Annotated in this window: 26 protein-coding genes and 2 pseudogenes; 21 read left to right on the plus strand and 7 right to left on the minus strand. The window is 41.7% G+C overall.

The annotated features are described in order from the left end of the window. Positions 1-124 precede the first annotated feature (124 nt). Positions 125-742 carry a 3'-5' exonuclease KapD gene (gene kapD / locus C6348_RS15235; protein ID WP_095285843.1) on the plus strand — a complete coding sequence of 206 codons (618 nt, stop codon included), beginning with the start codon at positions 125-127 and terminating at the stop codon, positions 740-742. Here kapD and kapB read toward each other — a convergent pair. After that, positions 739-1149 carry a kinase-associated lipoprotein KapB gene (kapB, locus tag C6348_RS15240; protein ID WP_317615467.1) on the minus strand — a complete coding sequence of 137 codons (411 nt, stop codon included), beginning with the start codon at positions 1147-1149 and terminating at the stop codon, positions 739-741. The two genes, kapD and kapB, sit on opposite strands and share 4 nt — an antisense overlap. A gap of 90 nt (positions 1150-1239) precedes the next feature. Here kapB and C6348_RS15245 point away from each other — a divergent pair, with 90 nt between their 5' ends. After that, the gene (locus C6348_RS15245) at positions 1240-1419 is read left to right on the plus strand and encodes a hypothetical protein (RefSeq protein WP_034659795.1); all 180 of its coding nucleotides are present in this window, start codon (positions 1240-1242) and stop codon (positions 1417-1419) included. Here the strand turns inward: C6348_RS15245 and C6348_RS15250 are convergent, their stop codons facing one another. Further along, positions 1420-2712, minus strand: a complete 1293-nt coding sequence (locus C6348_RS15250) for an ATP-binding protein (RefSeq protein WP_106043640.1) — start codon at positions 2710-2712, stop codon at positions 1420-1422. It abuts the gene before it with no gap. 133 nt (positions 2713-2845) lie between these two features. Continuing rightward, positions 2846-4021: a MalY/PatB family protein gene (locus C6348_RS15255; RefSeq protein ID WP_106043641.1), complete on the minus strand. Its 1176-nt coding sequence runs from the start codon at positions 4019-4021 to the stop codon at positions 2846-2848. Between the two features lie 83 nt (positions 4022-4104). Between C6348_RS15255 and C6348_RS15260 the strand changes: the two genes are divergently transcribed. Continuing rightward, positions 4105-4365 (plus strand): YugE family protein, encoded by a 261-nt coding sequence (locus C6348_RS15260; protein WP_003213422.1) that lies wholly within the window; start codon positions 4105-4107, stop codon positions 4363-4365. On the opposite strand, the gene C6348_RS15265 is transcribed toward C6348_RS15260, so the two are convergent. Continuing rightward, on the minus strand, positions 4362-5186 hold the full coding sequence (locus C6348_RS15265) for an alpha/beta fold hydrolase (RefSeq protein ID WP_034659788.1): 825 nt from the start codon (positions 5184-5186) through the stop codon (positions 4362-4364). The two genes, C6348_RS15260 and C6348_RS15265, sit on opposite strands and share 4 nt — an antisense overlap. A gap of 175 nt (positions 5187-5361) precedes the next feature. Between C6348_RS15265 and C6348_RS15270 the strand changes: the two genes are divergently transcribed. From C6348_RS15270 to yugI, 3 genes are all read left to right on the plus strand, one after another. Then, on the plus strand, positions 5362-5862 hold the full coding sequence (locus C6348_RS15270; protein WP_003213765.1) for an Lrp/AsnC family transcriptional regulator: 501 nt from the start codon (positions 5362-5364) through the stop codon (positions 5860-5862). Continuing rightward, a complete protein-coding gene (locus C6348_RS15275) occupies positions 5863-7056 on the plus strand; it encodes an aminotransferase (protein ID WP_066030476.1) in 1194 nt (397 codons plus the stop codon). Between the two features lie 198 nt (positions 7057-7254). Then, positions 7255-7647 carry a S1 domain-containing post-transcriptional regulator GSP13 gene (yugI, locus tag C6348_RS15280; RefSeq protein ID WP_034659784.1) on the plus strand — a complete coding sequence of 131 codons (393 nt, stop codon included), beginning with the start codon at positions 7255-7257 and terminating at the stop codon, positions 7645-7647. A 67-nt stretch (positions 7648-7714) separates the two neighbouring features. Here the strand turns inward: yugI and C6348_RS15285 are convergent, their stop codons facing one another. Then, positions 7715-7951, minus strand: coding sequence for a DUF378 domain-containing protein (locus C6348_RS15285; RefSeq protein WP_003212952.1), 237 nt, complete (start codon positions 7949-7951; stop codon positions 7715-7717). A 144-nt stretch (positions 7952-8095) separates the two neighbouring features. Here C6348_RS15285 and C6348_RS15290 point away from each other — a divergent pair, with 144 nt between their 5' ends. From C6348_RS15290 to C6348_RS15310, 5 genes are all read left to right on the plus strand, one after another. Next, positions 8096-9259: an iron-containing alcohol dehydrogenase gene (locus C6348_RS15290; protein WP_106043642.1), complete on the plus strand. Its 1164-nt coding sequence runs from the start codon at positions 8096-8098 to the stop codon at positions 9257-9259. Positions 9260-9380: 121 nt separating this feature from the next. Next, positions 9381-10553 (plus strand): iron-containing alcohol dehydrogenase, encoded by a 1173-nt coding sequence (locus C6348_RS15295; RefSeq protein ID WP_106043643.1) that lies wholly within the window; start codon positions 9381-9383, stop codon positions 10551-10553. Positions 10554-10679: 126 nt separating this feature from the next. After that, entirely contained in the window at positions 10680-12035 is a 1356-nt protein-coding gene (locus C6348_RS15300) for a glucose-6-phosphate isomerase (RefSeq protein WP_106043644.1), read from the plus strand. Between the two features lie 112 nt (positions 12036-12147). Further along, positions 12148-12351 carry a hypothetical protein gene (locus C6348_RS15305; protein WP_223251579.1) on the plus strand — a complete coding sequence of 68 codons (204 nt, stop codon included), beginning with the start codon at positions 12148-12150 and terminating at the stop codon, positions 12349-12351. 46 nt (positions 12352-12397) lie between these two features. Next, entirely contained in the window at positions 12398-12799 is a 402-nt protein-coding gene (locus tag C6348_RS15310; RefSeq protein WP_034659780.1) for a YugN-like family protein, read from the plus strand. Here the strand turns inward: C6348_RS15310 and C6348_RS15315 are convergent. Further along, positions 12796-13782, minus strand: coding sequence for a potassium channel family protein (locus tag C6348_RS15315; protein ID WP_106043645.1), 987 nt, complete (start codon positions 13780-13782; stop codon positions 12796-12798). The two genes, C6348_RS15310 and C6348_RS15315, sit on opposite strands and share 4 nt — an antisense overlap. A 125-nt stretch (positions 13783-13907) precedes the next feature. Here C6348_RS15315 and C6348_RS15320 point away from each other — a divergent pair, with 125 nt between their 5' ends. The 6 genes from C6348_RS15320 (at position 13908) to C6348_RS15345 (ending at position 18087) form a co-directional block, all read left to right on the plus strand. After that, positions 13908-14132 (plus strand): YuzI family membrane protein, encoded by a 225-nt coding sequence (locus C6348_RS15320; protein ID WP_060597199.1) that lies wholly within the window; start codon positions 13908-13910, stop codon positions 14130-14132. A gap of 81 nt (positions 14133-14213) precedes the next feature. Then, positions 14214-14888, plus strand: coding sequence for a zinc metallopeptidase (locus tag C6348_RS15325; RefSeq protein WP_041816317.1), 675 nt, complete (start codon positions 14214-14216; stop codon positions 14886-14888). A gap of 48 nt (positions 14889-14936) precedes the next feature. Next, complete coding sequence (locus C6348_RS15330; RefSeq protein ID WP_106043646.1) at positions 14937-16229, plus strand: hemolysin family protein; 1293 nt, start codon at positions 14937-14939, stop codon at positions 16227-16229. Between the two features lie 135 nt (positions 16230-16364). Then, on the plus strand, positions 16365-16766 hold the full coding sequence (locus C6348_RS15335; protein WP_106043647.1) for a secondary thiamine-phosphate synthase enzyme YjbQ: 402 nt from the start codon (positions 16365-16367) through the stop codon (positions 16764-16766). A 16-nt stretch (positions 16767-16782) separates the two neighbouring features. Continuing rightward, on the plus strand, positions 16783-17814 hold the full coding sequence (locus C6348_RS15340; protein WP_106043648.1) for a nitronate monooxygenase: 1032 nt from the start codon (positions 16783-16785) through the stop codon (positions 17812-17814). A 24-nt stretch (positions 17815-17838) separates the two neighbouring features. Beyond that, entirely contained in the window at positions 17839-18087 is a 249-nt protein-coding gene (locus C6348_RS15345) for a hypothetical protein (RefSeq protein WP_106043649.1), read from the plus strand. Between the two features lie 21 nt (positions 18088-18108). Here C6348_RS15345 and C6348_RS15350 read toward each other — a convergent pair whose 3' ends face one another. After that, entirely contained in the window at positions 18109-18849 is a 741-nt protein-coding gene (locus C6348_RS15350) for a protein-glutamine gamma-glutamyltransferase (protein ID WP_106043650.1), read from the minus strand. A 339-nt stretch (positions 18850-19188) separates the two neighbouring features. Between C6348_RS15350 and C6348_RS19275 the strand changes: the two are divergent. The 4 genes and pseudogenes from C6348_RS19275 to C6348_RS19290 form a co-directional block, all read left to right on the plus strand. After that, a pseudogene (locus C6348_RS19275) lies at positions 19189-20055 on the plus strand (cache domain-containing protein); the annotation flags it as partial. Positions 20056-20169: 114 nt separating this feature from the next. Beyond that, positions 20170-20997 (plus strand): methyl-accepting chemotaxis protein, encoded by an 828-nt coding sequence (locus C6348_RS19280; RefSeq protein ID WP_407060619.1) that lies wholly within the window; start codon positions 20170-20172, stop codon positions 20995-20997. A 281-nt stretch (positions 20998-21278) separates the two neighbouring features. Continuing rightward, positions 21279-22169, plus strand: a pseudogene (locus C6348_RS19285) (cache domain-containing protein); the annotation flags it as partial. Then, complete coding sequence (locus C6348_RS19290) at positions 22164-23114, plus strand: methyl-accepting chemotaxis protein (RefSeq protein WP_374955724.1); 951 nt, start codon at positions 22164-22166, stop codon at positions 23112-23114. The pseudogene C6348_RS19285 and the gene C6348_RS19290, both read left to right, overlap by 6 nt. Positions 23115-23202 lie beyond the last annotated feature (88 nt).

Genomic DNA, 23202 nt, shown 5'->3' on the forward strand with positions numbered 1-23202 from the left:
TCATCTGATGATAGGTTGGGCATAGTGAATCTGCATTATTTTCAAGAAAATGAAGTGATTTCAAGGTCCGTCTTAATATAATGATATCAGGATGAAAAACTGACGAGAAAGTGAGGTGGGACTGGTGGAACAGAAGGCGGTGCTTGTGGTCGATTTTGAATTTACGATGCCTGATGGAAAGTATCATCCACAAAATTTTTTTCCTGAAATTATTGAAGCTGGGGTAGTGAAAGCGGCAAGTGAAACGATTATAGACACGTTCTCTAGCTACGTCAAACCGAAAAAGTTCCCGAAGCTGACGAAGCGCTGTAAATCGTTCCTCGGCATTACGCAGCAGGATGTAGAGAGCGGAATTTCCTTTGAGGCGTTTATCGAGAAGCTCGTGTCGCTTGATGGGGGAGAGGATTGTGAGATTATTACATGGGGCAATATGGACATGAAGGTGCTGAAGCAAAACTGTATGCTGAATCACATTGCCTTTCCTTTTAAGGGGAAGCTGAGGGACCTCGCCTTTGAGTATAAAACCTTTTTTGGTGATCGTACACTGACAGGGCTTCGCAAAGCGGCAAAGGAATACGGCAGTGAAGGAGCTGGTAAGCATCATAAAGCACTTGATGATGCTATGACGACTTATCAGCTGCTAACCCTTTTTGAAAAAGACAGAGCTTATGTGGAAAATCCGCAAACAACCAAAATTGGTGAGCTGATCGATTTCTCACACTTTTTTGATTCGGCTGATTAGCGGGCGTCTTCTGAAAAATAATCTTTTTCGAGAGAAGATAGGCACGCTCTTGATTTTTCAGCCCATTTGGAATCATCCGCATGGAGCGTTTGTTTTAATTTATCTACAGCTTCTTTTAGTGATACTTGATAATCTGGTATACCGCCATCATAAGGCTTCACCATATGATGAGGGATATTCGTCTGTTCACGATAGGCCAAAGCCCGTCTCTCTTGGAAAAAAGGCACGTCTGCTTCTTTTGGGTGATGCAGGTCGCCTTGAGTGGGATGTGTCAGAACGGCTTTTACTTGAACGAGATAGGTCGATGGTTTCACTGCTGTCACTTCCCCAACGTAAACACCTGTTTTGTAAAATCCTTTCACAACTTGTCCAATTTGAATGTCTTGTCCCATTTGAATGTCTGTCATGTGAAATTCCTCCATTTCCTTCTCGCAGGAAGGTATTTCATTTCTTTTAGCCAATATAGTGAAGTAAACGAGCAAAAGGGGGAATGGCGAATGCTGTCGTTCATCGCACTCTTTCTACTGTATTTTCCTGAAGATAAAAGGGAGTACATCCCAGCGGCAATCACCACGGTGATTTTCTTCATTGCTGCTTTTATTTGCTTTCGTCTGATCGTTCGTGCGTCTAAGAAGCAGGAGCGGATAGATGAAAAAAGGACAAAAAAAATGGATTGATCATTTTCTTCTTGTATCTTCAGGAAACTTCACGGTGACGGTTGTACCAGACTGCAGCGAGCTTTTGAAACGAATGGTTCCATGGTGATTTTCAATGATAGAAAATGTCACTGTCAGCCCAAGTCCAGTCCCTTTATTTTTCAGGGTGTAATATGGTTCGCCAAGCTTTTTCATTTGGCTTTCTGTCATTCCTACACCGTTATCCACGAAACAAAGGCATATTTTATGATTTTCTTTTGAAGCAAAAAGTTCAATTTCCCCTTCGTGTTCTGGGGCTGCTTCGATCGCATTTTTGATTAAATTAATCATGACTTGCTTGATCTTCGTTTCATCACCTTGAATGTATAAGTCTGGTTCAATGGATTGATGAATCGTGACTGATTTGAAATTCGCATAGGATGTCATCAGTGATGCACATTCCTCTAGTAACTTAGATAGATTGAGAGATTCAATTTGATAATAGTTTTGTTTCGCAATGTCAAGATAACTCGTGATAATATCCTGCGCCCGGTCTAACTCGGACAGAACGAGATTTTTATAATCTTTATTGGTTGACGGCTCTTTTGTATTGTCACTAGAAAAGAGCAATTGGATAAAGCCTCTCACCACTGTCAGCGGATTGCGTACTTCATGGGCAACGCTTGCAGCGAGTTCACTTACAATTGTCAGTTTTTCTGACTGGACGAGCTGTGTTCTCATTTGCGCATTTTCTTTGACGAATTCAATGGAATAGATACTTAGCACAAGAAAGAATATGTAGTAAAGGGTTGAGAAAAATAACTCAAGTAACTTTTGCTGCATAATAAAGGCTGGGCTGTATTCCATTAAGCTGACCGCAAACAGTCCAATGTAAATAAAGAATCCTTTGGAAAAACCGATAAGCACTCCATACATCAGCTTTTTCAGCTTCGAATATTGACGCCATTTCCGGTAGAACAGAAATGGGATGAAAAAGTAAATCGGAACAACAATGAGTCCAACCCATAAGAAGGAGCCATACATCACGAATTTGACCATGGAACTTATCAAGATGGCGATGATCCCAGCAGTGTACCCTCCGTATAAAATGGCAAGTACAAGAGGGATGGATTGAAGCCCAGTCTGCAAATCTAAAATCGAACCAACTGGATATATAATACATAGTGCTGAAGAGATGGATGCGAATACTGTGATGAGCAGTTTATTCGTTTTTGGGAAATGAGCAGGGGTCCGGCTTAGCCATAGCGCATGATATAAAAAGATTGGAAATAGAATAAAAGATACATGGAGCAGAAAATCCTTGAACATTTCCATTTAAATGCTCTCCTCGTAAATAATTGTAATTCCTCTCATTATATCATCTCATGTACAAAGTAGATATGATAAAAGGAGGGTTTTTTTCTTTAAAAAGAACACCCGTTAGGATGTTCTTTCGATCGTATAGGGCTTATTCAGATGATCGCGTGAACGCTTGATGAAGGCGTTTCAATCCTTCTTTGACTGTTGAAGCAGGACAGCCTAGATTCATCCGAATAAAGCCGTCTCCTTCGTGTCCGTACACGTGACCAAGCTCTAGGATCACTTTGCCCTTTTTCAGCAGATTCCGTTTCAATTCCGCTTGACTGAATTGATAATCCCGAATGTCCAGCCACAATAAATAAGAAGCATCTGGTTTCATATAACGTATATTTGGAAGGTGTTCGTCAATATAGTCCATCGCCATTTTTATATTGTTTTCGAGATAAAGAACAAGTGCATCGAGCCACTCATCCCCGTGGCGGTATGCTGCTTCCATCGCAGGAATCGCAAATGCATTCAGTTTGGCTAGTCCGTTTCTTTGCAATTCATTGGTGAAAAGGGTTCTTTTTTCTTCATCGGAAATGATAATGGCAGATGCTTGGAGGCCAGCTAAATTAAATGTTTTACTTGGTGCAATACACGTCACTGTGATATGTGCTATGTCGTCAGAAAGACTAGCAAATGGCACATGCGGCTTTCCGTATAGCATCAAATCAGAATGAATCTCATCTGAAACGACTGTGACACCGTGCTTGACACATAAGTCTCCTACTCGCTTTAATTCTTCTTTTGTCCACGCTCTTCCGGACGGATTATGCGGATGACAAAGGAACATGAGCTTCGCTTCTGGTCTGCTCAGTTTTTTCTCTAAATCATCAAAATCCATAAGATAGCGGTTGTTTTCTATTTTTAAAGGGTTGGTTGAGACTGTACGTCCATTTCGCTCAATCATTTGATAAAAAGGCGTATACACTGGTGACTGTATGACCACTTCGTCATTCGGTGCTGTAAAGGCTTGGACAGCAAAACTAAGTGCCGTGACAATCCCTGGTGTGAAGGTGACGGCTTCTGTCTGAATCGACCACCCGTGTCTTCTTTTGAGCCATTCGGCTACTGCCTGCTGCGTATCCTGGTCTTGAAAGGCATAGCCAAATACGCCATGATCCAATCGCTCTTTCAATGCATCAAGGACGACCTGCGGCGCTTTAAAATCCATATCTGCCACCCACATCGGCAGCGCATCTGTTGTCAGGAACAAAGACTCTGCTTGGTCCCATTTCACTGATTTTGAACCTTTACGTATGATCTGTTCGTCGAAATTCATGAAACCCACCTCTAGCCGTTTTTCAACCATTGTTGGTTGTGCTAAAATAAACATCACAAAATTTATTATAAGCGGTGATACCGATGAAAGATAGTCAAGCTGTAGAAGAGATGATTCAACTTATTAAGGCATGGGACCCTTTTCAATATGGAGAGGACTTTTATGAAACGGAGCCTGCTGACGTCATCAGTGCATTATACGACGCAGAAGACTCTTTATCTTTAGCAAAAGACATTCAAGCCATTTATCATCACTCATTTGAGCAGCTCCTGCCTTTCGAAAGCTGTCAACATATAGCGAATCAGCTTTTCGTCATACGAGACAGCAGCTCCTGCACACGCTAAGACAGGCTGAAATGTCCGATTTGATCAGACACAAAGACCGGATTTTCCTCAGGAACGAGGTGCCCGGTTTTTTTTAATGCATGCAAGGTCGAGTTTGGCAGATCCTTGTGCAGTCTTTCTCCTATTTGAATGGGAACGATCCGATCTTCCTCACCCCAAATGAGCAGCACTGGTGTCTCCATTTTCTTTAGGACATCCGAGGTCAAATCGCCTTCCCGGTGCCGAATCAAGCGGAAAATTCCTCGGAAAATTTGATCATCAGAAAAAGGCTTTAAATATCCGTCCACCATCTCTTGATCAATGATGGAATGATCATGTACAACAGCGGTTAAATTTTTCATTATGCCTTGCTTCAAGAGCTTTCTTTTAAGATAGAGATAAAAATAAGGAATATATGTGCTGTAAACAAGCGATCTCTTTGATTTATTTAAATACCCTGAGCTGCACAAAAGTACCGCCTTTTCAAATAGGTCTGGCCGTTCAGATGCAGCGTATAAAGCAATTTGGCCGCCCATCGAATGACCCACTAGGATCGCATGCTGAATCTGCAAGTAACCAGCTAGCTCAATAATGATCTTTCCCATGTTGCGATAGCTGTAAATAAACGTATTCGACTTCTCGGACTGTCCAAACGGCGGCAGATCGATTGCAATTAAATTGAAGTCTTGTTTCAGAAGCGGGATGAGCTTTCGATAGCTGAAGGTAGAAGAGAAGAGTCCGTGAATTAAGATCAATGTTTTCTTTCCCTTATTTGGATAGTGCTCATAATAGATATCTAAACCGAATTTACTTTTCATATAAGCTGGCTGAACAAAGTCCACACTCATCACTCCGATACTTGATACTCTCTCTGTTAGGTGACTGTATTGTACCCTAAAAAGTGGATTTTAAGCTATGGTTAGCATCTTTTCCCTGCTTAGCATAATGGGAAAAACGTGCTATAATGTTCAGAAGATTTTTTAAAACTAGCTTTTACAATCTGAGGTGTGAAATCAAATGAAACTAACAGAAAAAGAAACTGAAATATTAGAGATTTTAGATGAAAACAGCCGCGCCGATTTAAATACAATTGCAAAAATGGCAGGCGTGACAACAGAAGAAGCAGAAGCCATTATTCAAAAACTAGAAGATCAAAAAGTCATTATTGATTATTCAACCATGATTGACTGGCGTAAAGTGGATGGTCATGAAGGCGTCACAGCAATGATTGATGTAAAAGTGACACCAAAAAGAGGCGTCGGATTTGATGAAATTGCTGAACGTATTTATCGCTTTCAGGAAGTGGAGTCTGTCTATCTCATGTCAGGTGTTTATGATCTATCTGTTGTGATCCGCGGAAGATCTATGTCTGATATTGCCCGCTTCGTATCTGAAAAATTATCGACACTTGATTCCGTGGTTTCAACAACTACCCACTTTATTTTGAAGAGATATAAACATGATGGGAAAGTGTTTGAAACAGGAGACGATGACAAAAGAATCGTGGTGTCTCCTTAAATGAAAAAGTCTTATTTATCTGAAACGGTACAAAGCATTCAGCCGTCAGGTATTCGGAAATTCTTTGATTTGGCAGCCACAATGGAAGGGGTCATTTCCCTCGGTGTCGGCGAGCCAGATTTCGTGACAGCTTGGAATGTCAGAGAAGCAAGTATTATGTCATTAGAACAAGGGCTTACCTCTTATACGGCGAACGCAGGGTTGTTATCTTTGCGAAAAGAACTGAGCCACTATTTATATAAGCGGTTTCACATTGACTACAGTCCTGAAGAAGAACTTATTATCACAGTTGGCGGAAGCCAGGCACTTGATTTGGCCTTTCGTGCGATTTTAAACAGCGGGGATGAAGTGATCATTCCAGAGCCTTGTTTCGTAGCATATGGGGCCCTTACGACACTTGCAGGCGGAGTACCTGTTTATTTAAGTACCTCGGCTGAAAAAGATTTCAAAGCAGACTCGGCGGATCTACGCACGAAGCTGACGCCTAAGACAAAAGCGATCCTGCTTTGCTCACCATCAAATCCAACTGGCTCTGTCTATTCAAAGGAAGAGCTTGAAGATATTGCTCATTTTGCAAAAGAGCATGACCTTCTCATTATCACGGATGAGATTTACGCAGAGCTGACGTACGATGAAGCTTTTACAAGCGTAGCGGCAATTCAAGATATGAAGGAAAGAACGATCCTGATTTCAGGCTTTTCAAAAGGGTTTGCCATGACAGGCTGGCGCTTAGGATATGTGGCAGCACCACCTGTACTGCGCGATGCTATGCTGAAAATACACCAATATTCTATGATGTGTGCGCCCGCTATGGCACAATATGCAGCAGAAGAAGCTTTGAAAAATGGGCTTGAAGATGTAGAGAAAATGAAGAAAAGCTACAGAAGGCGCCGTAATTTGTTTGTCGGCTCTTTGAATGAACTGGGGCTGACATGCCACCAGCCAAACGGCGCATTTTACGCTTTCCCGTCCATTAAAACGACGGGCATGACGTCAGAACAATTTGCCGAGGAGCTGCTCCTGAGTGAAAAAGTAGCCGTTGTCCCTGGTAATGTCTTCGGGCCGAGTGGTGAAGGTCATATTCGCTGTTCATATGCTTCGTCTCTTGACCATCTTCAGGAATCACTTTCAAGAATCCAGCGCTTTTTGCAGGAACGACAAGTGAAAGAAGAAGCACCTGTCATCATAAAATAAAAAAAGGCATCAATCCATTAGGACTCATGCCTCTCAAATTAGGGGGGAATACTAGAAAGCATTCTTGTTTTCAGGTATTCCCCCTTTTGAACTGATCTAAACCCAATTAAAAAATATTTTGCGTAACTGACCGTTCTGTGATATAGTTTTTAATTGCGTATAAACGAATATTAAAACATTTATTTAGGAGTTGTTATCATGGCGACAAAGTTTGAAGTAGGCAGTGTTTACACTGGTAAAGTAACAGGATTACAAGCGTATGGTGCGTTTGTTGCATTAGATGAAGAAACTCAAGGACTTGTGCATATTTCTGAAGTAACACATGGCTTTGTAAAAGACATCAACGAGCACCTTTCAATTGGTGACGAAGTACAAGTAAAAGTTCTTTCTGTTGATGAAAAAGCAGGTAAAATCAGCCTTTCTATCCGTGCTACACAAGATGCACCTGAAAGAAAAGAAAGCAAACCAAAGAAACAAAGACCACAGCAAGTGAAAGAAGAAGCTGCTGCACCACAAGGTTTCAATACACTTAAAGATAAACTTGAAGAGTGGATTGAGCAATCTAACCGTAAAGATCTTATCAAGAAATAAAAAAAGCACCGCTTCAAACGGTGCCTTAGGCTGCCTCGTATAGGCGGCCTTTTTTATGTCTTTTTGTTTAGCGAACCTCTGGATTCGGCTCGTCACGGCGAACAGCTTCTTCGCTTGGCTTGAACAATAGACCAAGGTTAACAAGACCTGCAATTCCAACAAGACCATAAATAATACGTGATAATGCAGAGCCTTGTCCGCCAAAGATCGCTGCTACTAAGTCAAATTGAAAAAAGCCGATTAGTCCCCAGTTAATAGCACCGATAATCGTGAGCACGAGGGCAATACGCTGAATAGCACTCATCGTGATTCCTCCTTTCGCTACAGCATCAATACATTTATATTTTGCAGATTTTTAGCCAAACTATGCGTAAGAAAATGGATTAAAGCAAATTACTTTACTTTTGGAATGATTGAGGCGCATAATGTAGCGCGAGGAGGAGATCAAATGGATCGATTTACTTATTGGAACCCAACGAAATTAATGTTTGGAAAGGGAGAAGTATCAGCCCTTTCAGATGAACTCAAACACTACGGAAAAAACGTATTACTTGTATATGGTGGAGGCAGTATTAAACGAAACGGCCTTTATGACCAAGTTGTCAGCATCCTAAAAGAATCAGGAGCTGCAATCACTGAACTTGCTGGTGTTGAGCCAAACCCGCGCTTAACAACAGTAAGAAAAGGGGTTGAGCTTTGCAAAGAGAACAACGTTGATTTTATTTTGGCAGTCGGCGGCGGCAGTGTCATTGATGCAACGAAAGCGATCGCAGCTGGAGCGAAGTACGATGGAGATGCTTGGGATATCGTGACGCGTAAGCATGTCCCAATGGAAGCTATTCCGTTCGGTACTGTGTTAACACTTGCTGCAACAGGTTCTGAAATGAACTCTGGATCAGTGATCACAAACTGGGAAACAAATGAGAAATATGGCTGGGGAAGTCCAGCAGTCTTCCCTAAATTCTCTATTCTTGATCCAGTGAACACATTCACTGTGCCAAAAAACCATACGATTTATGGCATGGTTGACATGATGTCACATGTGTTCGAGCAATATTTCCATCACACGGAAAATACACCTTATCAAGACCGTATGTGTGAAGGGCTTCTTCGTACGGTCATTGAAACAGCACCGAAGCTGATCAACGATCTAGAGAACTATGAGCTGCGTGAAACCATCTTATTCACTGGCACCATTGCCCTTAATGGAATGCTGTCAATGGGGGCACGCGGTGATTGGGCTTCTCATAACATTGAGCATGCGGTATCTGCTGTTTATGATATCCCTCATGCCGGCGGACTTGCCATCTTGTTCCCGAACTGGATGAAGCATGTCATTCAGGAAAACCCAGGCCGCTTTAAACAATTAGCGGTACGTGTATTCGATGTGGACTCTGCGGGCAAAACAGACGAAGAAGTGGGCTTAGAAGGAATCGACAAATTGTCAGCTTTCTGGACAAGTCTTGGTGCACCAAGCCGTTTAGCGGACTATGATATCAACGATGAGAAAATTGATTTAATTGCAGACCGTGCAATGGCACGCGGTGAATTTGGTCAATTTAAAAAGCTAAACAAAGAAGATGTTCTAGCCATTTTGAATGCTTCTTTATAATCGAACAACCAAAAGATAGCTGCTTTCGAGCAGTTATCTTTTTTTGAGTTCGACGTGTACATATGTTAAAGTAGTCTTTCATGTTTTTGGATATATACGCTGTAAGGAGATGTATCAACAGATGGAAAATTTTATTTACTATAATCCAACGAAATTAATGTTTGGAAAAGGACAACTAGAAGGACTAAAGAGCGAACTCGCTCGTTATGGAAAACGAGTGTTACTTGTATATGGTGGAGGCAGCATTAAGAAAAATGGTCTTTATGACAATGTGATCAGCGCGTTAAATGAAGCAGAAGCTGAAGTATTTGAGCTGTCAGGTGTTGAACCAAACCCGCGCCTTACCACAGTGGAAAAGGGAATCGACATCTGCCAAAATGAAAAAATTGATTTCTTATTAGCTGTTGGCGGCGGCAGTGTGATTGACTGTACAAAAGCGATTGCAGCCGGAGCAGAGTATGACGGAGATGTGTGGGACATTATCTCTAAGAAAACAACCGCTCAAAAAGCATTGCCGTTTGGCACAGTACTGACACTTGCAGCAACCGGTTCAGAAATGAATCCAGACTCTGTCATCACAAACTGGGAAACAAATGAAAAATATGTGTGGGGCAGTTCAGTCACTCATCCTGCTTTTTCCATTCTAGACCCTGAGCATACATATTCTGTGCCAGAAAACCAGACGGTGTACGGCATGGTCGATATGATGAGCCACGTCTTCGAGCAATACTTCCATAATGTAAAAAACACGCCGCTACAGGATCGAATGTGTTTTGCTGTTCTTCAAACAGTCATCGAGACAGCACCAAAACTGCTTGAAGACTTACAAAACTATGAGCACCGTGAAACGATCCTTTATGCAGGAACGATCGCTTTAAATGGCACGCTGCAAATGGGCTACTTTGGAGACTGGGCGTCCCATACGATTGAGCATGCGGTATCGGCTGTCTATGACATTCCGCATGCAGGCGGACTTGCCATCCTCTTCCCAAATTGGATGCGTCATACACTCGATCACAATGTGGGACGCTTTAAAAACCTCATGCTGAACATGTTTGACATCGAGACAGAAGGAAAATCAGATCGTGATATCGCATTAGAAGGCATCGACAAGCTGTCAGCCTTCTGGACAAGCCTCGGTGCACCAAGTCGTTTAGCGGATTATGACATTGGTGAAGATCAGCTGGACAAAATTGCCGACATTGCGGCGAAAGAAATGGAATACGGTGGTTTTGGTAACTTTATGAAACTTAGTCGTGATGACATTCTTTCTATTTTGAAAGCTTCTTTATAATCCTGCTTGCCGTTTCTCATAGAGAGAAACGGCTTTTTGCTATGCCAGTGACGATCACTTGATTTCAATAGCTAGTTCCGCTAAAGTGAAAGGGACAGAACTAACGTAATGGAGGGCTTACAAGCGATGACACATATTCAATTTGACTACTCGAAAGCGTTACCTTTCTTTCAAGAACATGAGCTTACATATTTAAAAGATTTTGTGAAGGTGGCCCATCATAATATTCATGAACAAACGGGTGCAGGCAATGATTATTTAGGCTGGGTTGACTTACCGAAGCAATATGATCGCGAAGAATTTGCCCGCATTAAAAAAAGTGCAGATAAAATTAAGTCTGACTCTGATGTCTTGCTTGTTGTCGGAATCGGCGGCTCTTATCTCGGCGCACGTGCGGCGATTGAATTTTTGAACCACTCTTTCTATAACACGCTGCCAAAAGGCAAACGCAAGACGCCGCAAATCATCTTTATTGGAAACAACATCAGTTCTTCTTATTTAACAGATGTGATGGATCTATTGGAAGATGCAGATTTCTCTATTAACGTCATTTCAAAATCTGGAACAACAACAGAGCCAGCGATTGCGTTCCGCATCTTTAAAAAGCTCCTCATTGAAAAATACGGTGCTGAAGAAGCGAAAAAACGTATTTATGCGACAACTGACAAGGCACGCGGTGCACTGAAAACATTAGCAACTGAAGAAGGCTACGAATCATTTATCATCCCTGATGATGTAGGTGGACGCTATTCTGTATTAACAGCAGTTGGTCTATTGCCAATCGCTGTGAGCGGTGCAGACATTGATCAGATGATGGAAGGCGCGTCAAAAGCAAGCGAAGACTTCGCTTCATCTGAGCTTTCTGAGAATGCGGCATACCAATATGCTGTCGTCCGTAATGTCCTTTACAATAAAGGCAGAACGATTGAAATGCTGATTAACTATGAGCCAGGCCTGCAATACTTTGCAGAATGGTGGAAGCAATTATTCGGTGAAAGTGAAGGAAAAGATGAAAAAGGAATTTATCCTTCATCTGCGAACTTCTCAACAGATCTTCATTCACTTGGTCAATATGTTCAAGAAGGAAGAAGAGACTTGTTTGAAACAATCGTCAATGTAGACAAACCTCGCCATGAGCTTGTCATTGAAGCAGAAGAACAAGACCTTGATGGCTTGAACTATCTAGCAGGAAAAACGGTTGATTTCGTTAATAAAAAAGCATTTGAAGGAACGATGCTTGCTCATACAGATGGAAAAGTACCGAATCTTATCGTCACAATTCCTGAGATGGATGCTTATACATTCGGATACCTCGTTTACTTCTTTGAGAAAGCATGTGCGATGTCTGGATATCTACTAGGCGTCAATCCATTCGACCAGCCTGGAGTAGAAGCTTATAAAGTGAATATGTTTGCTTTATTAGGAAAACCAGGCTTCGAAGAGAAAAAAGCCGAGCTTGAAAGCCGTCTAAAACAATCGTAAGAATGAAAAAGCACACCTTTTGATAAGGGTGTGCCTTTTTTGTTTTCTCATGGTTCCTGTGCAAGCTTTCTCATGCTCTGTACATAGAATAATGAGTAGAGGAGAGTGAAACATGAGAACGAATCATATTTACATTCACGATATTTCTGGCCAGGCAATCGTCAACTTTGGCAATGTCGGACGTATTTGTTCTATGAGTGCTGTCAAAGATACTGAAGGTGCTGGCAGTGTGAACGAGACGAATCAATTATCCAATCAAAGCTTATTTGATGCTGCTTTACAAACAATGTACAAATCACGAGAGGTAGATGTATGAATTCCTCTCTTTAACGAACCCTATTATACAAAAAGGAGGGTTTCGTATGATTCATGTACCATCCAGGCTGCCTGGTGAAAGCTTTTCACTTTACCATTTAGAAGAGACCATGAAGCCGCTCGGTTATGTCATTAATGGCAACTGGGATTATGATCACGGGTACTTTGATTATAAAATTGATAACCGTGATGGCTATACTTTTCTCAGAGTTCCTTTTACAGCCGAAAAAGGCCAGCTGGATCAGCCAGGCGTTGTGGTGAAAATGGGAGATCCATTTCTCTTAAAGCATGTATATCAAGATAAGTTAGATGATCATGCGATGGTTGGAAATGTGGGAGCATCCTTTAATCAATTCCAAGAACCAAAAGAGAAAGATGGAGATGTATCAAAAGCTTATACTGAGATTGGCTTTTCACTCGTCAAGGAATTAGAAGACGCACTGCTTTAAAGGCTGATCAGTTCATCCTCTGGATGAAGCTCATATCCAAAGGGAGGATTCATCATGGGTCCTTCTTTTTTTTGTACACCGACAATGATCACATGATGCTCTAAAAAGTGATGGAGCACTGTTAAGAATGTTTCTCCGGCTAACGAAGCTGGAACCGGTATGATGGTGACGTGTTTATGCAAGGTCATATGGCTTTTTTTCTTTAACGCTTTGAACTGTTCCTTTAGAAGAAAATGTTCGACCATTAAATGATTGACTGCATCAGAGGTATGAATGACTTGATTGGCTCCAGCACGCTCGGCATTTTTCACGTAACGATCTGTTAAGATTTCAATTAAACAGTATAGCGAAGGGTTTAATCCTTTTGCTGCAAGTAATGTTAAAACACTCTGCATATCAGCTGTCACTTCATTTTCGTGCTGATCTGCGGTAATCATCAGTGCATCTGCACCGGTAATATTGGCTTTGCGAAGTGTGACATCTTCGGTGCCATGCCCTTTAATAAAATGAACATTCTCTAAAAGCGGCCCTTCCTTCAAGGAGTCATCAATCAGCACAATCGGCATAGCTGGATCAATTGTTTGAAACGACTGAAGCAGTTTGTTCGTTTTCTCATTCCAGCCGACGATAATGAGATGTCCTTTCCCTTTAAAGGCGACCTTTCCTTCTACATAATGGTGCTGCTTGCTGAACACAGCGGCGGCAAGCGTGGCGAAATAAGCTGTGACAAAGCTTGCGCCGATCAAAATCAGAGCCATACCCGCTACTTGTCCAGGCATGGTTTGCGGCACAAAATCACCATAGCCTACCGTAGAGACTGTAATGAGCGCCCACCAGATCCCATCAAAGATCGTATGATACTGCTTCGGTTCAAGCAAAACGATTAATTGTCCAAAAAAAAGAAGCAAGAAACAGATGATGATGGCAATTCGAAGATAGAGTGGCCACCTTAGCCAAGCGATAAAGATACGATTTGATTTCATCGGACTCTTCCTTTCAGGAGACTGCTAATGTCAGTATGCCCGATTGAGGAACATTTTTTCATCTTCGTCATGTATTGAAACAGATCCCATATCTTAAAATAAGAGAGAAGAAGGAGGGAATGCGAATGTCGTTCGTTCAAAAGACCGTACTTCTTTTTATCGGTGCGCACTTTTTATCATCAGCTGTGATCTTGCTCGTGTTTGACTTAAATGCTGTGAATCATTTTATGAGTGATTTTTCATGGCTGCACTTTTTTCAAGACCTATACGGAACAGTGACCTTTTATACAGCATGCTTAGGTGTGTTCTTCTTTTTCATTGGTGCGGTTATTCCCCTTAAAAAGACCTAGTGCTTTTTTCTGTACACGTTACATAAAAGTCATTAAAATTGTAAATAAATATATAAAATAAAAAGGAAGCTGATGAGCATGCTGTTTTTTTATTTTTTAACATTTGCCGCATTGGGATTGTCATTTTGGGCACAATTTAAAGTAAAGAATAATTTTGAAAAGTATTCAAAGGTTGAAGCATCCAGTATGAAAACAGGTGCGGAAACCGCTCGACATATTTTAGATCGCAACGGGTTATATGACGTGCCTGTTGAACCGGTAAGAGGAACTTTGACTGATCATTACGACCCGACGCAGCGTGTGGTTCGCTTATCTGAACCTGTGTACTACGGTCATTCCATATCGGCCATTTCAGTCGCATCACACGAGGTTGGACATGCCTTGCAGCATCAGGAATCCTATGGTGCGCTTGTCTTGAGACATAAGATCTTCCCTGTCGTGAACTTTGCATCTGGTGTTGCCCCGCTTCTTTTCCTTGGAGGAATCTTGCTCGGCAGCCTTAACTTAATCGGGCTTGGGATCATTTTGTTCTCAGCGGCTGTGTTTTTTCAGCTTGTGACATTGCCTGTCGAGTTTAATGCAAGTTCTCGTGCAAAAGATATCATTGTTTCAGAAGGAATCATTAGAAGCAGTGAAGAAAGAGGCGTGAACAAGGTGTTAAATGCTGCAGCTCTTACGTACGTCGCAGCGGCCCTTGTTTCCTTGTTTGAATTGCTCCGTTTTGTAATGATCTTCCTAAATGGCCGTAATGATTAATTGATGCCAGAGGAGGTGAGCCCTTACCATTGTTAGGTAAGGGTTTTTTTGTATATTTTAAACATATTTTTAGTCATATTACTCATTGCTGCGACAGCATTTTTTGTTGTCACTGAATTTGCGATTGTGAAAATTAGAGGCTCTAAAATCAATCAGCTGATTGAAAGCGGTGATAAGAGAGCCATCCACGTACAAAAGCTCATATCAAATCTCGACGAATATTTATCCGCCTGTCAACTCGGAATTACCATCACCGCTTTAGGCTTAGGGTGGCTGGGCGAGCCGACGGTGGAGCATTTTCTGCATCCGCTGTTTGAGGAATTAGGGCTTCATTCCGCATTAACCGACATCCTATCATTTATCATCGCATTTGTGATCATTACGTTTTTACATGTCGTTGTGGGAGAACTGGCGCCTAAAACGATTGCCATTCAAAAGGCAGAGGCCGTCAGCCTTGTGACAGCAAAGCCACTCATCTTTTTCTATAAAGTCATGTACCCGTTTATTAAAGCATTAAATGGGGCGGCACGAGGCATTGTGAAATTATTCGGTTTTCATTCTGTCAAAGAACATGAAGTGGCGATCAGTGAGGAAGAATTGCGTCTCATTTTATCTGAAAGCTATGAGAAGGGCGAAATTAACCAATCTGAGTACAAATATGTGAATAAAATTTTTGAATTTGATAACCGGGTGGCGAGAGAGATCATGATCCCTCGTACAGAAATTTCAGCCATAGAGGTTGAACAGACGCTTGAAGACATGACGCATTATATGCTGAACGAAAGATACACACGCTACCCTGTTATTAAAGAAGACAAAGATCATGTGATTGGTGTCATCAATAGCAAAGATGTGTTTAAGGCGAGCTTCCTGAATCAAGATGTGACGATTGAAGACTTAATGCGTCCGGTGATTCGGGTGATTGAAAGTACTCCTGTTCAAGAATTGCTCATTTTGATGCAAAAGGAACGAATTCATATGTCAGTGCTCGTAGACGAATATGGAGGAACAGCCGGACTTGTCACAGTAGAGGACATTTTAGAAGAAATCGTGGGCGAAATTCGGGATGAATATGATCAAGATGAAACACCTCATATCGTCAAAAAAGGTGACTTCCACTATGTAATGGATGGGAAAGCCTTGATTGATGAAGTAAATGATTTATTGGATTTAGCCATTGAGAATGATGATGTTGATACAATTGCTGGCTGGATGATGACACATAAATTTGATTTTGAGATTGGAGATACGATTGAAGCAGAAGGCTGTGAATTTACCATCATAGATGCAGAAGACCATCATATTCGGACCATTGAAATCAAAAAGGTTCACTTTTTCTAAAAACCTCGTAACACTTGACGAGGTTTTTTTAGTTGGTAAACTTTAGGTAAGAGAATGCCTTCTGCCGATAAGCAGTGATTTATTTCACATAAAAAGGGTAAGGTTTTATAGAAATGACAAAAAGGAGCCGCTCATATGAAAAAAATCAATGTACAAACAGACAGACGCGATGAGATGATCGACGTGACGAACGAGATCCATCAATATGTCAAGGAAACAGGTATTCAAAACGGAACCGTCATTATCTACTGTCCTCACACGACAGCAGGGATGACCATTAATGAAAATGCGGACCCGGATGTGAAACGAGATATGCTCCGCCGGCTTGACGAAGTCTTTCCGTGGGAACTTCCGAATGACCGCCATATGGAAGGAAATACAGCCGCACATATGAAAGCGAGCTATATGGGTGCTACGCAGCATGTTCGCATCAATCATGGTGATCTTGTACTTGGCACGTGGCAGGGAATCTATTTCTGTGAGTTTGACGGGCCGAGACATCGCCATTTTTATATACAGGTGTCTTCAAACGAATAAGAGATGGGGGAAATAAATGGGAGATATCACGAAATTACTGCAAATCAAATATGGAATTATTCAAGCGCCAATGGCAGGAGGAGCCGTGACATCGCAGCTGGCAGCCGCTGTTTCACAGTACGGGGGACTTGGCAGTTTGGCAAGTGGATATGTGCAGCCTGACAATTTGAGGCAGCAGATCAGACAGGTCAAACAGCTGACAACTCGCCTGTTTCAGGTCAATGTATTTGTACCAGAGCCAATTCCTGAAGTCAAAAAAGAGGATGTGGCATTTTGGGAGAAGAGACTGCCTGCATGTCCAGCAGCTGATAGGCTGCCGAGCGAAGAGGAATTGTGGGATGATTTTGAACAGAAAATCGACATTCTTCTGGAAGAAGACGTACCGGTCGTTTCCTTTACCTTCGCTTGTCCAAATGAACAAACGATTCATCGCTTAAAACAAAAGGGGATCTTTTTAATTGGAACCGCCACAACAAAAGAGGAAGCACTGCTTTTAGAGGAAAAAGGGATGGATGCTATTGTTCTGCAAGGAAGTGAAGCAGGGGGTCACCGAGGTACCTTTTTACCTGCAAAAGGAGATGCCCTGGTGGGACTCTTTAGTCTGATCTCTGACGTCAAGCCGCTCTGTCATGTGCCATTGATCGCCGCAGGCGGGATCACAGAACGAGCAGGTGTGAAAGCCGCTCTAGCGCTTGGAGCGGATGCGGTTCAAATCGGCACACGATTTTTAGCCAGCCAGGAAAGTGCTGCGGCAGACGTATACAAAAAGGCGATTTTACAGGCAGAAAGCAGTGAAACGAAGATCACGAGGCTTTTTTCTGGGAAAAGAGCAAGAGGAATTGTGAATCAGTGGATGGAGGAAGAAAGACAGAATGAAGATAGGGTTCTTCCTTATCCGGTTCAGCATGTATGGACGACACCGATGCGAAAAGCAGCCGCGGCTGCAGGAAACCCTGATCAAATGGCTCTTTGGGCAGGACAGGGCGTTAGCCGTATTCACTCGATTTTAACTGTTGAGGAGATCATGCATGAACTGACGCACATATAACATCATGTTGGGTGGTGTGAAAGGATGGGCATCTTAAAGCATTCATACCGAAAAAAAGGACAAATTGAATTTTGGTTTGATGAATTTCCGCACTCTCCTGCCGTCCTTACGCCCATTCGTCATTACTATTTTGTTCGTTACGTAAAATGGAGCCGGCACGATCCGCCGGTCACAAGAAAAGACTTAGAAAAAATGGAGATCCTTGCGAACACGATGCTTGGCACGCTGCAAGATTATCGTAAACGCAAGGCATACAAAAGCCCCTTGTCATAACCAATAGACAAGAGGCTTTTTTTAGCTGCCAAACATTTGCCTGAGATAAATCACATCCATCCGGGTGGTCTGCGGCAATAGATAAGCAGATTGAACAGCACCTGGCCGCCTTCTCTTATTCAATTTGTCGATAATTTCTGCCGCTGTTAAAATCCCAAGTCCATGTCCGTAATATTGATCTTCTCCTAAGTAAATCACATTTTCCCCGCGCCACTGTGACTGCTGATAGCTAAACTCTGGATTTTCAAAATATAAGCAATCCCCATAGATAAAGTCATTCCCGCGTTCTGTATAAATCGACAATGTATCATAATGCCAGTCATACAGGGTTAAGCTGCGAAGCCTTCGGTTAAACTTCTCGTCTCCTACCGTTTGCAAGACCCCCATATAAAATATGATCACAATGGCTGTGGCACATTCAAATGCATATTGTGAGCCATTTTCAAAAATGTCTTTAATTCCTCTAGATGGTTCCACTTGATAGCGCAGCTCTAGTGCTCCTGCTTCCGATACACGCCAAAAGGCATCATTTGCACGAGATTTTTGGAAGATGGCAAATGAGGCACCACTTTTATGCAAATCTCTTGCAGCATTCATAATGTTCGATCTCAATGTGACCTCAAATAACAAATCAGATGCTTGCCTGTAGCGGAACGTATCATTTGAGGCTTGTAACTGCATCAAAATGATCCGCTTTTGTCCCTCTAGCTGAAATGAAGCCAGCTGCTCATTTGTCACTGGCTGTCCTGAAAGGATAATCATATGAAAAGCGCCCCCTTTTGTATTAGCGTATGCAGGGTGCTTGGGCAAGGAATCAATTTGTGAAAATAAACAAAAAGGCATCCTTTTTATTTGAAAAACATGAAAATAATATGAAGATGTCCGATATATAACATATCGTTTAAAAGGAGGGAAAACATGAAAAATGCAATAAAATGGTTGAAAAAACCATCGATTTCTAAGAGACTGATTATTTCATTCACGCTCGTTCTTGTCTTGCCAATTATTACACTCAGTACGATTTCATATCAGATTGCCAAAGAAGAATTAGATCATGAAATCATGTACGGAGCAAACACAAGAGTCAATGAACTGAATGACATGATTCAGCAAAAGCTTATCAATAAGGAAAACGCAGTAAAACTCTTTACTGAAACATCTACTGCTGCAGACTTTAAGAAGAACAACCAGGACGAACTGTATGAGCATTTCGAGATATACAGTAAAATCAATGAAGATGATGTGGTTGGCTTTTATGCAGCAAGTAAAAAGCGTGATTTCATTCAGTTTCCTAAAGTAGACATGCCAAAAGGCTATGATCCAACAACGCGTGATTGGTATCAACTAGCTATGCAGGATGAGAGTGGTAATCCAGTTGTTACCAATCCGTACATCTCGGCCACAACAAACGGCATGGTTGTCACGATTGCCCAGCGTCTGAAGGACGGGTCGGGAGCGATCGGAATTGACATTGATGTGCAAGACATTGTCGATAAAATAAAAGCGATTAAAATTGGACGACAAGGATATCCAATTATTGCGAATAAAAACAAACAAATTGTGGCTCATCCAGAAGAAAAGTCAGGATCTAAGGTCACTGAAAATATTTCATCTATCCTTTACAGCGGAAAAGAAGGAACGTCAACTTATGAGAATAAAGGAGAACAAAAGCGTCTTGTTTTTGTGACAAATGATTTAACAGGTTGGAAAATTGCTGGAACGATGTTTGTAGCAGAAACAGAAGAAGCAGCACAGCCAGTTTGGAATTCTGCCATTATTCTTTTAATTTCTTCATTTATCCTTGGCGGCGTTGCGATCTTCTTTATCGTTCGATCCATCACAATTGGACTTCGAAAGCTTGTTGATTTCTCAAACAAAGTGAGTGAAGGGGATTTAACCGAAACCCTTGAAACCAAATCGAAGGATGAAATAGGAGAGCTGACAAGAAGCTTTAGCAAAATGAGTGAATCCCTCCGTGACGTCATTCGAGCGGTACAGCAATCTGTCGACAATGTGGCTTCCGCTTCCGAGGAGCTGACGGCAAGTGCCAGCCAAACAAGTCAAGCAACCGAGCATATCACGATGTCGATTGAACAATTTTCAAATGGAAATGAAGCACAAAACGAGAAAGTCGAATCTAGTACGAATCAGCTTGTGGCAATGAATGAAGGATTACAAGACATGTCACATACGTCATCAGAAGTGGCTGCTGTCTCACTTCAATCGACAGAGGCGGCTGGTCAAGGCGGCCGAATTGTTGAAAGCACAGCGAGCCAAATGAAACATATTGATACATCTGTACAAGAAGCAGAACAAGTCATGAAACAATTAGAATACAAGTCTAAAGATATTACGAGCATTTTAAATGTTATTAACGGCATTGCAGATCAAACGAATTTACTTGCGCTAAATGCAGCCATCGAAGCAGCAAGAGCAGGTGAATCAGGACGCGGCTTCTCCGTCGTTGCAGAAGAAGTGAGAAAACTAGCTGTCCAATCCGCAGATTCAGCGAAAGAAATTGAAAAGCTCATTCAAGAAATTGTGTTAGAAATTGCTAAATCTCAAGATATGTTCAAAACGGTCAATCGAGAAGTACATGCAGGACTCGGTATGACAGAAGAAGCAAAAGAAAGCTTCCAGAACATTTATGAGGCGGCAGAAGGAATGTCGAAAAAACTGACTCAATTAAACGATACAGCGATTGATCTATCGAGCGGTTCAAAGCTTGTCTCACAAGCTATGCAGGAGATGCGCCAAGTCTCTAGAGAAAGTGCGGCAAACATTCAGGACATTGCGGCTTCTGCTGAAGAGCAGCTGGCATCTATGGAAGAAATCTCATCTTCTTCTGTGACACTTGCTAACATGGCAGAGGAACTAAAAGAGCTCACAAGTCAATTTAAAATTGATTAAAAAATGATGAAAAAATACCCAGAATTGTCTGGGTATTTTTTTTATGTTTAAACATCGTTTTCAGCCTGTAAAAATAAACCTTTCATCCGATAATAACTTTAGAGAAGTAAAGGGGGAAAGAGAAAATGGGGAAAATGATCCAATGGTTAAAAAAACCATCCATTTCAAAAAAATTAATTATTGCCTTTTTGGTAGTCCTTATCCTGCCAACCACTGCACTGACAATTAGTGCATTTTTTACATCAAAGACAGAGCTAGACAAACAGATTATGGGCAGTGCGATGAGTCAAGTCAATGCATTTGATACCTTAATCAATGAGAATATAGGAAACAAAGCAGATGCTGTGACCCTGTTTACAGATACACTCAAAGCGTCTAATCTTCAAGAAAAAAATAGAAATGCGACCATTAAAGAATTGCAGCAATTTGGAAAAATTAATGAAAAAGATGTTTCTGCTATCTATGCAGGCTCCGAAAAGGGATTGTTTATGCAATATCCTGTTCAAAAGATGCCTGATGGCTACGATCCAAGAGAGCGTCCATGGTATCAAGAGGCACTCAATGCAGAAAACGGCAAACAAGTCATCACAAAACCATACGTAGCAGCCTCCACAGGGAAAATGGTCATCACCATTACTCAAAAAATGAAAGATGGTTCAGGTGTTATTGGAATTGATTTAGAAATTGACACCCTACTGCAAAAATTAAAAGAAATCAAAATTGGGCAAAAAGGCTATGCCTTTATCATGGAGAAGGATAAAACAGTTTTAGCAGATCCGACCCAAAAGCCAGGAAGTCAGGTAAATGAGAATCTGGCGAATATTATTTTTAAAAACAAAGAAGGAAACGGCAGCTACACACTCAAAGGAATAGATAAAAAGGTTGCGTATGTGACCAATGAATTAACCGGCTGGAAAATCGGTGGAACGATGCTCGTATCAGAAGTAGAAGATGCAGCAAAGCCCGTTTTCAATACAGCCATTATTGTGTTCAGTGTGACACTTATCGTAGCAGGTACCCTTATCTTCTTTATCGTCCGCTCTATATCTAAAAGATTATCCAACCTTGCCCGCTTCTCGAAAAAAGTCAGCGAAGGTGATTTGCGCGATAAGCTTGAGATCCAATCAGATGATGAAATTGGCCAAGTTGGGAAAGGCTTTAATACAATGATTGACTCATTAAGAACCCTCATTGGTGCCGTCCAAACCTCGGTCGAAAATGTCGCTTCTTCATCAGAAGAACTGACCGCCAGCGCAGGGCAAACAAGTAAAGCAACAGAGCATATTACACTATCCATTGAACAATTCTCCAATGGAAATGAAAGTCAAAATGACAAAGTCGAATCCAGCTCAGACGAGTTAGAAGAAATGAACCGAGGCCTTCAGCACATGAATGAGTCGGCTGAATCCATTACTGCTTCATCGATCAAATCAACAGATATCGCAGGGGAAGGCGGACAGCTTGTGGAAAAAACCGCTTCTCAAATGAATGTGATTGATCAGTCCGTGAAAAAAGCAGAGAATGTCATCAGCGCTCTTGAAAGTAAATCAAAAGACATTACACAAATTCTAGGTGTCATCAATGGAATCGCTGACCAAACGAATTTACTTGCGCTAAATGCAGCAATCGAGGCAGCAAGAGCTGGGGAATCTGGCAGAGGCTTCTCCGTTGTAGCAGAAGAAGTAAGAAAACTGGCTGTTCAATCAGCCAATTCGGCGAAAGAAATCGAGAATTTGATTAAAGAGATCGTTCAAGACATCGATGTATCACAGGAAGTATTCACTGCGGTGAATCGAGAAGTTCAATCAGGCTTAAGCTTCACTGAACAAACAAGAGTCAGCTTCCATAATATTTTCGAAATGACAAAAGAAATTTCTGACCAGCTTCAAACGATGAATCAAACGGTTATCCAGCTTTCAAATGGCTCTGCCCATGTGTCAGAGGCTGTCCGTGAGATTGCAGACGTCTCACGTGAAAGCTCCGCAAACATTCAAGACATTGCGGCTTCAGCGGAAGAACAGCTGGCATCAATGGAAGAAATCAGCTCATCCTCTGCTACGCTCTCATCAATGGCAGAAGAATTGCGTGATTTGATCAGCAAATTTAAAGTCGAATAGACATAATGAAAAGAGCCCTTCAGCTAGAGGGCTCTTTTTGATTGAGTGAATCAAAAGAAATAGGTTAATTTACTCTTTTTGATTAATT

Origin of the sequence: Bacillus sp. YBWC18 (assembly GCF_002998775.1) — a bacterium.
GTDB lineage: Bacteria > Bacillota > Bacilli > Bacillales > Bacillaceae > Bacillus.

Coding starts and splice junctions, on each gene's coding strand:
- kapB (WP_317615467.1), bottom strand. CDS start 1,149: ATGACAGACATTCAAATGGGACAAGACATTCAAATTGGACAAGTTGTG.
- C6348_RS15245 (WP_034659795.1), top strand. CDS start 1,240: ATGCTGTCGTTCATCGCACTCTTTCTACTGTATTTTCCTGAAGATAAA.
- C6348_RS15250 (WP_106043640.1), bottom strand. CDS start 2,712: ATGGAAATGTTCAAGGATTTTCTGCTCCATGTATCTTTTATTCTATTT.
- C6348_RS15255 (WP_106043641.1), bottom strand. CDS start 4,021: ATGAATTTCGACGAACAGATCATACGTAAAGGTTCAAAATCAGTGAAA.
- C6348_RS15260 (WP_003213422.1), top strand. CDS start 4,105: ATGAAAGATAGTCAAGCTGTAGAAGAGATGATTCAACTTATTAAGGCA.
- C6348_RS15270 (WP_003213765.1), top strand. CDS start 5,362: ATGAAACTAACAGAAAAAGAAACTGAAATATTAGAGATTTTAGATGAA.
- C6348_RS15275 (WP_066030476.1), top strand. CDS start 5,863: ATGAAAAAGTCTTATTTATCTGAAACGGTACAAAGCATTCAGCCGTCA.
- yugI (WP_034659784.1), top strand. CDS start 7,255: ATGGCGACAAAGTTTGAAGTAGGCAGTGTTTACACTGGTAAAGTAACA.
- C6348_RS15285 (WP_003212952.1), bottom strand. CDS start 7,951: ATGAGTGCTATTCAGCGTATTGCCCTCGTGCTCACGATTATCGGTGCT.
- C6348_RS15290 (WP_106043642.1), top strand. CDS start 8,096: ATGGATCGATTTACTTATTGGAACCCAACGAAATTAATGTTTGGAAAG.
- C6348_RS15295 (WP_106043643.1), top strand. CDS start 9,381: ATGGAAAATTTTATTTACTATAATCCAACGAAATTAATGTTTGGAAAA.
- C6348_RS15300 (WP_106043644.1), top strand. CDS start 10,680: ATGACACATATTCAATTTGACTACTCGAAAGCGTTACCTTTCTTTCAA.
- C6348_RS15305 (WP_223251579.1), top strand. CDS start 12,148: ATGAGAACGAATCATATTTACATTCACGATATTTCTGGCCAGGCAATC.
- C6348_RS15310 (WP_034659780.1), top strand. CDS start 12,398: ATGATTCATGTACCATCCAGGCTGCCTGGTGAAAGCTTTTCACTTTAC.
- C6348_RS15315 (WP_106043645.1), bottom strand. CDS start 13,782: ATGAAATCAAATCGTATCTTTATCGCTTGGCTAAGGTGGCCACTCTAT.
- C6348_RS15320 (WP_060597199.1), top strand. CDS start 13,908: ATGTCGTTCGTTCAAAAGACCGTACTTCTTTTTATCGGTGCGCACTTT.
- C6348_RS15335 (WP_106043647.1), top strand. CDS start 16,365: ATGAAAAAAATCAATGTACAAACAGACAGACGCGATGAGATGATCGAC.
- C6348_RS15340 (WP_106043648.1), top strand. CDS start 16,783: ATGGGAGATATCACGAAATTACTGCAAATCAAATATGGAATTATTCAA.
- C6348_RS15345 (WP_106043649.1), top strand. CDS start 17,839: ATGGGCATCTTAAAGCATTCATACCGAAAAAAAGGACAAATTGAATTT.
- C6348_RS15350 (WP_106043650.1), bottom strand. CDS start 18,849: ATGATTATCCTTTCAGGACAGCCAGTGACAAATGAGCAGCTGGCTTCA.
- C6348_RS19280 (WP_407060619.1), top strand. CDS start 20,170: ATGTCGATTGAACAATTTTCAAATGGAAATGAAGCACAAAACGAGAAA.
- C6348_RS19290 (WP_374955724.1), top strand. CDS start 22,164: ATGATTGACTCATTAAGAACCCTCATTGGTGCCGTCCAAACCTCGGTC.